At 72.6% G+C, this 12,846-nt stretch carries 10 protein-coding genes; 7 read left to right on the top strand and 3 right to left on the bottom strand.

Annotation, left to right across the window (positions count from 1 at the left end; all coding sequences use genetic code 11):
* Positions 1–105 precede the first annotated feature (105 nt).
* On the top strand, positions 106–1,461 hold the full coding sequence (locus tag ETAA1_RS25240; protein WP_145243259.1) for a DUF1501 domain-containing protein: 1,356 nt from the start codon (positions 106–108) through the stop codon (positions 1,459–1,461).
* A gap of 129 nt (positions 1,462–1,590) precedes the next feature.
* Here the strand turns inward: ETAA1_RS25240 and prmC are convergent, their stop codons facing one another.
* Positions 1,591–2,466, bottom strand: a complete 876-nt coding sequence (gene prmC / locus ETAA1_RS25235; RefSeq protein WP_145243258.1) for a peptide chain release factor N(5)-glutamine methyltransferase — start codon at positions 2,464–2,466, stop codon at positions 1,591–1,593.
* A 139-nt stretch (positions 2,467–2,605) separates the two neighbouring features.
* Complete coding sequence (locus ETAA1_RS25230; RefSeq protein ID WP_145243257.1) at positions 2,606–3,802, bottom strand: Gfo/Idh/MocA family protein; 1,197 nt, start codon at positions 3,800–3,802, stop codon at positions 2,606–2,608.
* 162 nt (positions 3,803–3,964) lie between these two features.
* Here ETAA1_RS25230 and ETAA1_RS25225 point away from each other — a divergent pair, with 162 nt between their 5' ends.
* From ETAA1_RS25225 to ETAA1_RS25205, 5 genes are all read left to right on the top strand, one after another.
* Positions 3,965–5,176 carry a vWA domain-containing protein gene (locus ETAA1_RS25225; RefSeq protein ID WP_145243256.1) on the top strand — a complete coding sequence of 404 codons (1,212 nt, stop codon included), beginning with the start codon at positions 3,965–3,967 and terminating at the stop codon, positions 5,174–5,176.
* A 100-nt stretch (positions 5,177–5,276) separates the two neighbouring features.
* Positions 5,277–7,097, top strand: a complete 1,821-nt coding sequence (locus ETAA1_RS25220) for a mucoidy inhibitor MuiA family protein (RefSeq protein WP_145243255.1) — start codon at positions 5,277–5,279, stop codon at positions 7,095–7,097.
* A gap of 75 nt (positions 7,098–7,172) precedes the next feature.
* Positions 7,173–7,910 (top strand): response regulator transcription factor, encoded by a 738-nt coding sequence (locus ETAA1_RS25215; protein ID WP_145243254.1) that lies wholly within the window; start codon positions 7,173–7,175, stop codon positions 7,908–7,910.
* A gap of 102 nt (positions 7,911–8,012) precedes the next feature.
* The gene (locus ETAA1_RS25210; protein WP_145243253.1) at positions 8,013–10,748 is read left to right on the top strand and encodes a sensor histidine kinase; all 2,736 of its coding nucleotides are present in this window, start codon (positions 8,013–8,015) and stop codon (positions 10,746–10,748) included.
* Between the two features lie 220 nt (positions 10,749–10,968).
* Positions 10,969–11,325 (top strand): hypothetical protein, encoded by a 357-nt coding sequence (locus ETAA1_RS25205; protein ID WP_145243252.1) that lies wholly within the window; start codon positions 10,969–10,971, stop codon positions 11,323–11,325.
* 1 nt (position 11,326) lies between these two features.
* Here ETAA1_RS25205 and ETAA1_RS25200 read toward each other — a convergent pair whose 3' ends face one another.
* Entirely contained in the window at positions 11,327–12,262 is a 936-nt protein-coding gene (locus tag ETAA1_RS25200) for a proline racemase family protein (protein ID WP_202920392.1), read from the bottom strand.
* Positions 12,263–12,405: 143 nt separating this feature from the next.
* On the opposite strand from ETAA1_RS25200, the gene ETAA1_RS25195 reads away from it, so the two are divergent.
* A complete protein-coding gene (locus ETAA1_RS25195) occupies positions 12,406–12,846 on the top strand; it encodes a hypothetical protein (RefSeq protein WP_145243251.1) in 441 nt (146 codons plus the stop codon).

The raw sequence follows: 12,846 nt of genomic DNA, 5'->3' as shown, positions 1-12,846 counted from the left end.
CGGCTGTTGTAGGGGGGCGAAATCCGCTGGCACCCGCGGCCGGCCGGTGGTATCGTTCGTATGTCGGCCCTCCCGCCTGCCCCCGCCCTCCCCGGGCCGCGTCCCATGCCCACGCCCCTCGGCTGTGCCGACTTCCGCCGCACCCTCCGCACCAGCCGCCGCGGCTTCGTGAAGGCCGGCCTCCTCGGCGCCGGCGTCGGCCTCGCCGACGTGCTCCGCGCCAACGAGCTGAACACGCCGAAGCGCGTGAACTCCGTCATCCTGCTGTGGATGCGCGGCGGGCCGAGCCACCACGACACCTGGGACCCGAAGCCCGACGCGCCGGCGGAAGTGCGCGGCGAGTTCGGCACCATCCCCACCCCCGTCGCCGGCGTGCGCCTGTCCGACCTGCTGCCGATGTCGGCTCGAATCATGCGGAAGTGGTCGATCGTCCGCAGCCTGCACCACCACGACGCCGGGCACAGCACCGGCGATCAGATCTGCTTCACCGGGTACAACAGCGGCCCGGCGCCGGACGAGAACGTCCACCCGTCGGTGGGGTCGGTGGTGTCGAAGCAGCTCGGCCACCTCACGCCGCACCTGCCGGCCTACGTCATGATCCCGCGGGTGCTCCCGGGCGCCGGCTCGGCGTACCTCGGCGTGGCGCACAAGCCGTTCGAGACGCAGGCCGACCCGGCCCAGCCCGGCCCGTTCCGCCTGCCGAACTTCACGCTGGCCACGGGCGTGACCAGCGACGGCGCCGCCGACCGCCGCTCGCTCCTGAGCCGCTTCGACACCCTCCGCCGCGACGCCGACACCGGCGGCCAGCTCGACGCCCTCGACCGCTTCCAGACGCGGGCGTGGGACATCCTCACGTCGCCGGCGGCGCGCGACGCCTTCGACCTGGACAAGGAGCCGATGGCCGTCCGCGAGCGGTACGGCTTCCTGCCGGCGTTCGACCCGAAGGCCGCGAACCGCTGCGGCGCCCCGAACTGGGCACAACGCATGCTGCTGGCCCGCCGCCTGGTCGAAGCCGGGGTGCGGATCGTGACGGTTGACCTGCGCTGGTGGGACACGCACGTGAAGGGCTTCGAGTCGCTGCGGGAGGGGTTCCTGCCGCGGTGGGACCGGGCGTACTCGGCGCTGCTGGAAGACCTGGAGGCGCGGGGCCTGCTGGACACGACGCTGGTGCTGGCGTGGGGCGAGTTCGGGCGGACGCCGCGGGTGAACAACGACGCCGGCCGCGACCACTACCCGAACGTGTTCAGCGCCGCGCTCGCCGGCGGCGGCGTGGTCGGCGGGCGCGTGGTCGGTGCGTCGGACGAGCTGGGGGCGTTCCCGAAGGCGAACCCGAAGACGCCGCAGGACGTGCTGGCGACGGTGTACGCGCACCTCGGCGTGGACGTGGGTGCGAGTTACCTCAACAACGGCCGGCCGATCCCGGTGCTGCCGCACGGCAAGCGCATCGAGGAGCTGTTCTGAATCAAGGCATTTTTTGACGGGATGAACAGGACAGGACAGGATGGAAGCCAGAGACAGGAATCATGTTCAATTCTGTCTCTGGCTTCCATCCTGTCCTGTCCTGTTCATCCCGTCAAAAAATCTTCCCCCTCACCGCTTCCGCGCCACGAACACCCGCGGCAACCCCGCCACGTCCTTGAGCGTCTTCACCACGTCGAGCCGCTCCGCGAACAGCGCCGTCACCGCGTCCTGCTGCGTCGCGCCGATCTCGGCCAGGAGCCAGCCGCCGGGCTTCAGATACGCCTCCACGCCGGCGGCGATGCGGCGGTAGAACGCCAGCCCGTCGGGGCCGCCGTCCAGCGCCAGCCGCGGCTCGTGGTCGCGCACCTCCGGCTGCAACCCGGCCAGCTCCGTCTGCGTCACGTAGGGCGGGTTCGTCGCGACCACGTCGAACTGCGCGCCGGCCGGCAGCGCCGCGAACAGATCGCCGGCGCGGAAGTCGATCCGGTCGGCGACGGCGTTCCGAGTCGCGTTGCGGCGGGCCACGTCGAGCGCGTCCGGCGACACGTCCGTCGCCGTGATGATCGCCTGCTTCGCGTTGCGCGCCAGGCTCACCGCGACGCAACCGGAGCCGGTACAGAGGTCGAGCGCGGCCGCGCCGGGCTGCTTCTTCAAGAGCGTCAGCGCCTCGCCGACCAGCGTTTCGGTTTCGGGCCGCGGGATGAGCACGGCGGGCGTCACCTCGAATGGCAGGAGGAAGAATTCCTTCTCGCCGAGGAGGTACGCCACGGGCCAGCCGTCCACGCGGCGCTTGATGAGTTCGCGGAAGGTGGTGCGGTCGGCGTCGGTCGGCTGCTCGTCGTAGCGGACGAGCACGTCGATCGGCTTGCACTTCAGGACGTGGGCCAGCAGCAGGCGGGCGTCGGTCTTCGCGGCCGGGCCGGGGACGTTCTTCTTGGCGAGGAAGTCGGTCGTCCACTCGAGCAGCGCCTTGACCGTCCAGACCGGCGGGGCAGCGGGTGACATGGGTCCGTCCGTGGAAGTGACCGGGGGCGTTCGGGTGGTGTACGGAAACTCCGGCGAGCCGGGAGCGTGAGCGAGCGGAGTCTGACGCATATCGAAGCCCCTCGGACTCCGGTCGCTCACGCTCCCGGCTCGCCGGGTGTTACCCCTTCGCGTGGGCGATCTGCCCCGTGCGCAGCGACCGGTTCGCCAGGTGCGCCGCCGCGGCGGCCGTCACGCCGGCCTCCGCCGGGCAGCTCGGCTTCCGCCGCGCCCGTACCGCCGCCACCCAGTCCGTCAGGTGCAGCAACTCCCCGTCGGGCTTGTCGTAGAAGTCGAGCCCGCGCGTGCCCGTGCCCAGGATCAGCTCGCGCGGCCGGCCCGCCTTGCCGCGGTCGGGGATGAACTCGAACCGGCCGCGGTCCAGGTACAGCGTGCCTTCCGTGCCCATGAACTCGACCATCGCCCCGTTGCGGTTGTTGCTGAACGTGCCCTCGAAGTACACCTGCACCTGCTTCTCGGGGTACCGCAGGATGGTCTGCACCGTGTCCGGCGTCTCCCACACGTCCTTCGCCGAGTAGAAGTCGCCGGCGCTCGCGGCCGTGGCCGGCACGCCGAGGTCCAGGAACCAGTGGACCACGTCGATCCAGTGGACCATCAGGTCGGTGAAGATGCCGCCGCCGAAGTCCCAGAACCAACGCCACTGGCGGAACTTGTAGGCGTCGAACGGCTGCTGCCGGGCCGTGCCGAGGAAGCGCGTCCAGTCCACCTTCGAGGCGTCGAGCGTGTCCTTGAACCGCGTCGCCCGCGCGGCGTTGCGGTTCCACGTGCAGTGAACCTTGTGGACGGTGCCGACGGCGCCGCTCTTGAGGAAGTCGTAGGCGGCGCGGACGTGGGTCATGCTCCGCTGCTGGGTGCCGACTTGCACGACGCGGCGGTGCCGGTCCTGGGCCTCGACGGCGGCGCGGCCCTCGTCGAGGTCGTGCGTCAGCGGCTTCTCGACGTACACGTCCTTCCCCGCGGCGCACGCCGCCACGGTGAGCGGCACGTGCCAGTGGTCGGGGGAGCCGATGAGCACCGCATCGACGTCGTTCCGCGCGAGCAGGTCTTCGTGCCGGCCGGTGGCGAAGGCGGCGGGGTCGGCGAGCTTCTTCCCCTCCTCGCGGTTCGTCTCCCACACGTCGCACACGGCGGTGATCTTGACGTTCGGGATGGTGGCGAGCGACCGCATGAGGGTGCGGCAGCGGCCGCCGGTGCCGATGCAGCCGACGCGGAGGGTGTCGTTGGCCTGGAACCCGCGGGCGGACTCGGCTCCCAGCATCGCGGCGGTGGATGCGAGGAAGGTGCGGCGGTCGGGCATGGGGGTGGCTCCGGGGAGGTACGCCCCACGGTAACCGACGGCCGCGGGGAAGGAAAGCTCCGGGGCGGCGCCGGCAGTTACCAACCCGTTACGCCCCCGGCTCGCACTTCCGGTTAGAATCCCGTCAGACGGTGGAAGGCTTCCCCGATCCGGAGGTTGCTCATGTCCCGCCTGCTCGTGTGCGCCGCGGTCCTCGCCGTGCCGCTCGCCTTCACCCCGGCCCCGGCACCGGCCCAGGAGCCCGCCCGGCCTCGCCCCGTTGCCGCCCCCAAGGCCATCGACCTCGTGCTGTGCCTAGACACGTCCAACAGCATGGACGGCCTCATCGACTCGGCCAAGATCAAGCTGTGGGACATCGTCAACGAGCTGGCCCGCCTCCGGCCGACGCCCGACCTCCGCGTCGCCCTGTACAGCTACGGCAACGACAACTACGCCCCCGCCACCGGCTGGGTGAAGAAGGAACTCGACCTCACCGCCGACCTCGACGACGTGTACAAGGCGCTCAACACCCTCCGCACCCGCGGCGGCACCGAATTGGTCGCCCGCGTCGGCAAGGCGGCGCTCACCGAGCAGCCGTGGCACCGCGGCGCGCTCAAGCTGCTGTTCGTGTGCGGCAACGAGCCCGTCGACCAGGACCGGCAGACGACGCTCGAAGAGGTCGCGGACCTGGCGAAGGGCCGCGGCGTGATCCTGAACACCATCTACTGCGGCCGCGGCGACAGCCACGAGGCGAAGGGGTGGGCCATGTTCGCCGACAAGTGCGGCGGCCGGGCGCTGACCATCGACCAGAACCGCGCCGTGGTCGCGGCCGTGCCGAAGACCGAGTTCGACGACCAGATCCTCAAGGCCGGCGACGACCTCGGCAGGACGTACCTCGCCTACGGCAAGGAGGGGGCGGCGCGGTTCGAGAACCAGAAGGCGCAAGACGCGAACGCCCTGAAGGCGGCCCCGGGTGCCGCCGCGGGTCCGGGCGGGTTCGGCGGCGCCGCCCCGCAGGCGGCGCTGGCGCGGGCCGCGTCGAAGGCCGGCGACCTGTACCGCAACGAGCGCTGGGACCTGATCGACAAGCTGAAGCAGGACAAGGCGTTCGACATCACCAAGGTGCCGGACGCGGAGCTGCCGGCCGAGGTGGCGAAGCTGCCGCCGGCCGACCGCGCCGGGTACGTGCAGAAGAAGGCCGACGAGCGCGCCGCCCTCCAGAAGCGGATCGCCGACCTGACGGCGCAGCGGCAGCGGAAACTCGACGAGGAGCGCGCCAAGGCGCCGCGCAACCCCGCCGACCAGGCCCTCGACGAGGCGGTGAAGGGCGTCGTCCGCGACCAGGCGCGGGCGGCCGGGTTCGAGGTCGGTAACGGCCGCGACGAGAAGAAGTAACCGCCCGGTTCGGAGTTCTGCCGCTCGCGGCGTAGCGGCGTACACGCCGCTACGCCGCGAGCGGCAGATCTCCGAACCACCCACCAACGGAACCCCTCCCATGCGCCGCGCCCTGCCGCTCCTCGCCGTCGGCCTCCTCGCCGCGCTGTCCGGCGCCCGCGCCCAGGACGGCGCCGTCAAGGCCGCCCCGAGCAAGATCACCGCCGTCACCCTCTACCAGCAGACCGCCCTCGTCACCCGCGAGGTCACGCTCCCCGAGGCGCCCGGGCTGTCCGAGGTGGTCGTGTCGCCGCTGCCGGCCCACACGCTCCAGTCGTCGCTGTACGCCGAGGGCGGCGAGGGGATTCGCGTGCTGAGCGTCCGGTTCCGCACCCGGGCCATCGCCGAGGACACCCGCGAGGACGTGCGCAAGGTCGAACTTCAGATCAAGACCCTCACCCAGAAGCAGGCCACCATCCAGGCCGAGCTCAAGGCCGTCGAGGACAACCTGAAGCTGCTCGACAAGCTCGAAGGGTTCACCGCCAAGGGGCTCGACAACCTCACCGACAAGGGGCAGCTCGACGCCGACAAGATCATCGTCCTGGCGAAGTTCGTCCAGGACGACCGCTCGAAGCGGAGCAAGGAGGCGCAGCTGCTCAAGCAGGAGCTGGAGGGGAACACCACGCAGCTGGCGTTCGCCAAGCGGCTGCTCGGCGAGAAGTCCGGCGGCGTGGTCCGCACCGAGCGGGACGCCGTCATCACCGTGGACAAGAAGGCCGGCGCCGCCGCCACGGTGCGGCTCAACTACCTCGTGTCGAACGCCAACTGGCGGCCGGTCTACAAGCTCCGGGCCGGCACCAAGGACAAGGACGCGGTGAGCCTGGAGTACCTGGCCGCGATCGAGCAGCAGACCGGCGAGGACTGGACCGGCGTGAACCTCACCCTGTCCACGGCCCAGCCGCTGCTCAACGCCGCCCCGCCCGACCTGCGCGTGCTGGCTGTAACCGTCGGCGGGCCGGGGCTGGCGATGAGCGACCCGAAGGCGCCCGGCCAGCCCGGCTCGAGCGCCAGCGGCCCCGGCGGAGGGATGCCGAGCGCGTCGGCGATCGCCCGCGACCTGGACAAGCAGGCCAAGGGGCAGCGCGCCGCGGCGGCCGAGAACTACCGCCAGAACAAGGACGACGTGGCCGCCAAGCTCACCAACGACGCCGCCGCCGTCGAACAGTTCTGCGACCTGTTCCTCGACGACGCCGCCGGCAAGGGAATCCCCGGGGCCGCGGCCGCGCGCGAGGGGCCGAGCGTCGCCTACCGGGTGAAGGGTGGCGCCAGCCTGCCCAGCCGCGGCGACGAGCAGGTGCTGGAGATCGACCGGTTCGACCTGGCGCCGAAGTTCTACTACAAGGCGGTCCCGGTGCTGACGCCGAACGTGTACCGCCTGGCGGACCTGACCAACACGAGCGACCACGTCCTCCTGCCGGGCGAGGCGACGATGTACCTGGGCTCCGACTTCGTGGGCCAGACCAAGCTGCCGCTCGTCGCCGCGGGGAAGGGGTTCACGGTCGGGTTCGGCGCCGACCCGCAGTTGCAGGTGACGCGCACCCTGACGGAGAAGAACCGCACCACACAGGGCGGCAACCAGGTGTTAACATTCAAGTACCAGGTGTCGCTGAGCAGCTACAAGCGCGAGCCGGTGCCGGTGCAGGTGTGGGACCGCGTGCCGAGCGCCGAGTCGGCGATGACGATCGCGGTGACGGTGAACAACCCGACGCCGGCGCTGAGCACGGAGGCGGCGTACCTGCGCGAGGACCGGCCGAAGGGGCTGCTGCGGTGGGACGTGTCGCTGCGGCCGGACCAGAACGGCGAGAAGGCCCTGCCGATCGGCTACGAGTTCAAGATGGAGCTCGACCGGAACGTGAACATCGGCGGCTTTTTGGCCCGGTAGCGACTGAGGGTTTCGCCGCTCGCGGCGTAGCGCCGCGGCGCTACGCCGCGAGCGGCGAAGCGAAAGAGGATCACGATGCCGAAGGCACGAATCGTCGTCGTCGAGGACGAGCCCGCCATCCGCCGCGGCGTGTCCGACGCCCTGCGCCTCAGCGGGTACGAGGTCACCGAGGCGCCCGACGGCGCCGCCGGACTCACCGAGGGCGCCGCCGCCGGCGTCGACCTCGTGCTGCTTGATCTGCAACTGCCCAAGCGCGACGGCCTCGACGTGCTCGCCGAAATCCGCCGCACCTGCCCCACGCGGCCGGTCATCGTGCTGACCGCCCGCGGCACCGAGGACGACCGCGTGAAGGGCCTCAAGATGGGGGCCGACGACTACGTCGTGAAGCCGTTCTCGGCGAAGGAACTGCTGGCGCGGGTGGAAGCCGTGTTGCGGCGAACCCTCAAGCCCCCCGCGGAAGTCAAAGCAGTGAAGGTCGGGAAGGGGAGTGTCGATCTCCACCGGCGGGAGGTGCGGTGGCCGGACGGCACCCGGCACGACCTGTCGGAGACGGAGACGGCGCTGCTGAAGTATTTGGTGGTGAACCGCGAGCGGGCCGTGTCGCGGGAGGAGCTGCTGAACCGGGTGTGGGGCATCGGCACGGCCGGGCTGGAGACGCGGGCGGTGGACATGCACATCGCCCGGCTGCGGGCGAAGCTGAAGGACCCGGCCGGCGACGACCACCAGCCGGAGGCGATCGTGACGGTGCGGGCGCACGGGTACATGGCCGGCCCGGCGCTGACCGTGCGTGTGGAAGCCGTGGCGGCGACGTGAGTGCGCCGTCAGGCCGGGGCGCGAGCCCCGTCGGGCGTCTGAACCCCGACGGGGCTCGCGCCCCGGCCTGACGGGTGGATGGTTCCCTCCGGAGGTGTTCTCGTGAGACGGTGTCTCGGCCCGGTCGGCGGGTCGGTCGCGTTCCTCCTGGTCGCCGGGCTGGTGTTCGCCGGCCTCGGCTGGGTGACCGTTGCGGCGCTGCGCGTCGAGGACGCCCAGCGCGCGGCCGCGGCCGAGGCCGCCGTCGCCAACAACCTCCGCGTCGCGCTGTGGCGGCTCGACGGCCGGCTGCTGCCGGCCCTCGGCGCCGAGAACGCCCGCCCCTACCTCGAGTACGAGGCGCCCGACCCGGACTCGGCGTACGGCCCCACCTGCGCGCAGCTCCTGGCCGCGCCGCTCCCCGACTGGATGAAGCTACACGCCCAACTCGACCCGGAGACCGGCTGGGCGTCGCCGCAGGTACTCACGCCGGACGCCCGGCTGAGGTTCGAGGAGGCGTGGCCCGAGCTGACGCCGACGAACGCCACCCCCGACCGCGCCCGCGCCCTCGACGCCCTCCGGCGCCGCCACGCGGCCAAGGTTGCCTACGCCGCCTTCGCCCGCCACGACGGCATACCCGTGCCGACCGACCGCGGCCGCCCCGTCGCCGACGCCGCCCCGGCCAAGATGATGGCGCCGCCCGCCTTCGGCCTGGCCAACGGCCCCGCCGTTCCCGAGCTCGCGCGGCCGAAGGAGGACGAGCGCGTCGCCCCGGCGCCGAAGGCGGTCGATCCGGCCGGCGTCGCCCCGGCCCCGCCGCCGCGCCCGGCCCCCGTCGCCGCCGACAACACCGCCCGTAACGGGGAGTTCGACGCCAACCGCGGCGACCTCCAGTTCCGCCGCCGCGTCGCCGACCTGGCCGCCGACGCTCGCCAGCAGCAGACGTACATCTACCCGCCGAACTACCGGCAGAACACGACTGACCCGCTGACCCAGAACGGCCTCGCCAACAACTTCGCCCGCAACACCGTGCCCGTTAACCCGGGCCAGAACCCGCCCGGCCAACCGGGTCTCGGCGGCATCCTCAACCGGTACGCCGCCCCGCCCGGCCCCGCCGACCGCGACTCGCGGTCCGGCACGAAGGCCGACGAGAACGGCGCGACGGCGATGGCGCAGATGGCGAAGGGCGCCGGCCCCGGCGGCGGGCCGCGTGCCCTGGAAGGCGGCGCGCGAGCCGAGGCGCCCTCGCTCGGCGGGCTGGTCGACTTCCTGGCCCGCGGTCTGAAGGAATCGCAGCAGAAGTACAAACTCCAGGATCAAGACGGCGCCAAGGCGAAGGGCGCGACCGACGGGCTGGCGATGCTCGACCGGGCGAAGGCGGAGCGGATGTTCGCCACCCCCGGCGCCTCCGGCGGGGGCGGCTTCGGCCGCGGTGGCGTCGCCGGCGGAGCCCCGGCCCCCGCGCCCCCGCCGGGCGTCGCCGGGCCGTTCCCGAAGGCGGCCGCCGGCGCCGAGAGTCCGTCGCGCTCCGGGCCGGCGCTGCCGCTCGCCGGTCGGCTGCCCGTGCCCGACTTGAAGGCGGTGCCGCCGGGCGGCCCGCCCGCTGGCGGCACCGCGCCGGCCGCACCCGCCAGTGCGTCCGCCCCGGCGCCCCCGACGCCCACCCCGGTGGTGCCGCCGACGGCGCCGGAAACCGCCCCCCGCGCGCCGGCCGCCGAGCCCGCACCGCCGGCCGACGCGCCGGCGCCGCCGGTCGTGCTGTTCAACGTGCCGCCGGTCGCCGTCCACCTCGGGCCGGTCCGCCCGCAGTGGCTCCCGGCCGGCGACGGCGGCCCCGACTCGCTCGTACTCGTCCGCACCGCCCGGCTCAACGACCGGACCGTCTACCAGGGGGTCGTCCTCGACTGGCCGGGCCTCCAGAAGGTGCTCCGCGAGGACGTGCAGGACCTGTTCCCCCACGCGCAGCTGGTGCCGGTGAAGGCCGGCGACGCCACCCCCGACCGCGCCATGACGGCGCTGCCGGTGCAGCTCGACCCCGGCCCCCCGGCCGCCACCGACGAGCCCGCCGAATGGTCGCCGCTGCGGATCGGGCTGGCGCTGGCGTGGGCCGCGGCGCTGATCGCGTTCGGCGCCATTGGCCTGGCGGGCTGGTCGCTCATCGACCTGTCCGAGCGCCGCATCCGCTTCGTGTCCGCGGTCACGCACGAACTGCGGACGCCGCTCACGTCGCTGCGGCTGTACCTCGACCTGCTGCTGAGCGGTATGGTGCAGGACGAGGCGAAGCGGACCGAGTACCTGGCCACGCTCGCCGTCGAGTCCGACCGGTTGCACCGGCTCGTGGACAACGTGCTGGACTTCGCCCGGCTCGAACGCCGCCGCGCGAGTTCGGACCTGAAGCCGGCGAAGGTGGCCGACGTGCTGGCGGCCGTGCGCGACACCTGGACCGATCGCTGCGGCGCCGACGGGAAGGAACTGATCGTCGTCTCCACGCTGCCGCCCGAGGCCGAGGTGACGACCGACGCGGCGCTGGTGGGGCAGATCGTGGGGAACCTGATCGACAACGCGCGGAAGTACACGCGCACGGCGAGTGACCCGCGGGTGTGGGTGTGGGCGAAGCCGGAGGGGCGGAAGGTGGTGTTCGAGGTGGAGGACCGCGGCCCCGGCGTGCCGCCGCGGGAGCAGAAGCTCATCTTCCGCCCGTTCCGCCGCGGCGAGACGGCCGACACCACCGCCGGCGGCGCGGGCCTGGGGCTGGCGCTGTGCAAGCAGTGGGCGGAGAGTTTGGGCGGCACCCTGGGCTACCGCCCGGCCGACGGCGACACGGGGGCGTGCTTCCGGCTGGAGCTGCCGGGGAAGTGACGCAACCGGTTGCGGCGTGAGTGTTTACCGCTATCGATGTGGCGCCGGCTGGAGCGAACGGACTTTTTTATGAGTCGGTGACATGGTTCCGGGGATCGACCCCCCCTGGGCGGAAACAATGAACCCGGTGCGAGCGTGACCGCGGCCGGGCTGTTTGTAGTGTTCCCGGCCGCGGACCGACGCTATACTCAATTCCGTTCCACCCCACGGGAGGCCGACGATGGGCAAGCTGATCGCGATTCTGGCGGCGTCGGCGGCGGTCGCCGGCGGGGCGACGTTCGCCGTGTTCCACCACCTCGACCCGAACAACTGCCCGCTGTCGGGGTGCAAGACGGCCCAGGTGCGCTGCTGCGACACTCCGACGGAGGCGGCCGCGTCGCCCGCCGAGATGACGGTGGCCGCCGCCGGGCCCGTGGCGCTGTTCACGGAGGGCACGGTGCCGGTGAGCACCGACGCGAAGCCGGCCGGGTGCCCGGCGTGCGCCGCCCGCGCGGCTGCGGCGTGCTGCACGGACGGCGCGACCAGCCGCCCGACGAGCGTGGCCGCCGTCGTCGGCCCGGCCGCCGCGGTGCGCTGAGTCAGGCTTGAATCCCGTCCCGCAGCGGGTCGTCGGCCGAGGCGATGAGCGTCGCCTCGGCCGTGACGTAGGCCGTGCCCGTGACGCTCGGCACCACCACGCCGGGCTCGTCGCCGATCTCGATGCTCCCCTCGAAGACACTTCCCGTCACGCTCTCCTGCCGCCACACGTCGCCGGGCTTCAGTTTGCCGTCGGCGAACAGGCACGCCAGCTTGGCGCTGGTGCCGGTTCCGCACGGGGAGCGGTCGTAGGCGCCGCCGGGGCACAGCACGAAGTTGCGACTGTGGTTCGCCGCGTCGGCCGGGGCACCGAACAGCTCGACGTGATCGACGAGTTCCCCCTCCGGGGTGGCGTTCACGGCGCGGCGCACGGCCGACGTGAACGCCGTGAGCCGGGCCACGTTGCCGACCGCCAGCGGCCCCACGTCGTCGCACTCGCGGACGAGGTAGAACCAGTTCCCGCCCCACGCCACGTCGCCGGTCACGCGCTGGCCGTCCACGGTGACGGCGAGCCCCGCGGCGCGGCGGTAGCTCGGCACGTTGCGGACGGTGACGCGGGCGCCGCCGTGGTACGTCGCGGTGACGACGCCGACGGGGGTGTCGATGCGGTGTTCGCCGGGGGCGAGTCGGCCGAGGTGCGCCAGGGTGACGACGAGGCCGATGGTGCCGTGCCCGCACATGCCGATGGTGCCGACGTTGTTGAAGAAGATCACCCCGGCCGCGCACCCCGGCGCGTGCGGCTCGCAGAGGAGGGCGCCGACAAGCACGTCGGCCCCGCGCGGCTCGTTGACGACGCACGAGCGGAAGGCGTCGAAGTAGTCGCGGAAGCGGCGGGCGCGGTCGGCGAGGGGGCCGGTGCCGAGGTCCGGCCCGCCGGCGACGACGACACGCGTCGGCTCGCCGCCGGTGTGCGAGTCGATGACGGTGATGCGGTTCATCCCGCCGATTGTAGGCCGGCGCGGCTTGTGGTCACCGCCGCGGGGCGGTACGCTTCTGTGGACGGCGTCGCCCTGGCGGGGTGCCGCCCCTGAACCGGCGAGTACGCCTAATCACTGTTCATCGTTGAAGGCGAAGGGGTGGAATGCGTGCGGGGTCGGCGTGGCTTCTGATGGCCGTACTCGCCGGGTGCAGCGGGCCGACAGGCCCGGCTTCGACCGACACGTCCAGCAATGCGCTGCCGTCGCTGGAAGCGCGCGTCGAGTTCCTCCAGCGGTACGTCACGTTCCGCCGTGGGTACACCGACCTGGGGTTCCGCGTCGTGTACCACGACAACGGCGGCGGCCTGGTGCCAGGTCCGTCCGACTGGGACATCCGGGTGGTGGCCACAGTCCCGCCCGCGGAACTGGCCGACTGGGTGCCCGCGGGCGCGGCCGCGACACCATCGGCGGATACGGGTTGGTTCGTTGGTGTTCCCGGTGCAGAGCGTGCGACCGGGATTACCGAGTGGTACGCCGGCCCGGGGTCGGTGGTCGGGATCGACCGCGAGCGGTCGGTGGTCGCGTATCGCCGCTGGACGCGCTGA

This window comes from Urbifossiella limnaea (genome assembly GCF_007747215.1).
Classification (GTDB): domain Bacteria; phylum Planctomycetota; class Planctomycetia; order Gemmatales; family Gemmataceae; genus Urbifossiella; species Urbifossiella limnaea.
The sequence above is the reverse complement of the archived record's forward strand: the minus strand, read 5'-3'. Positions and strand labels throughout refer to the sequence as shown.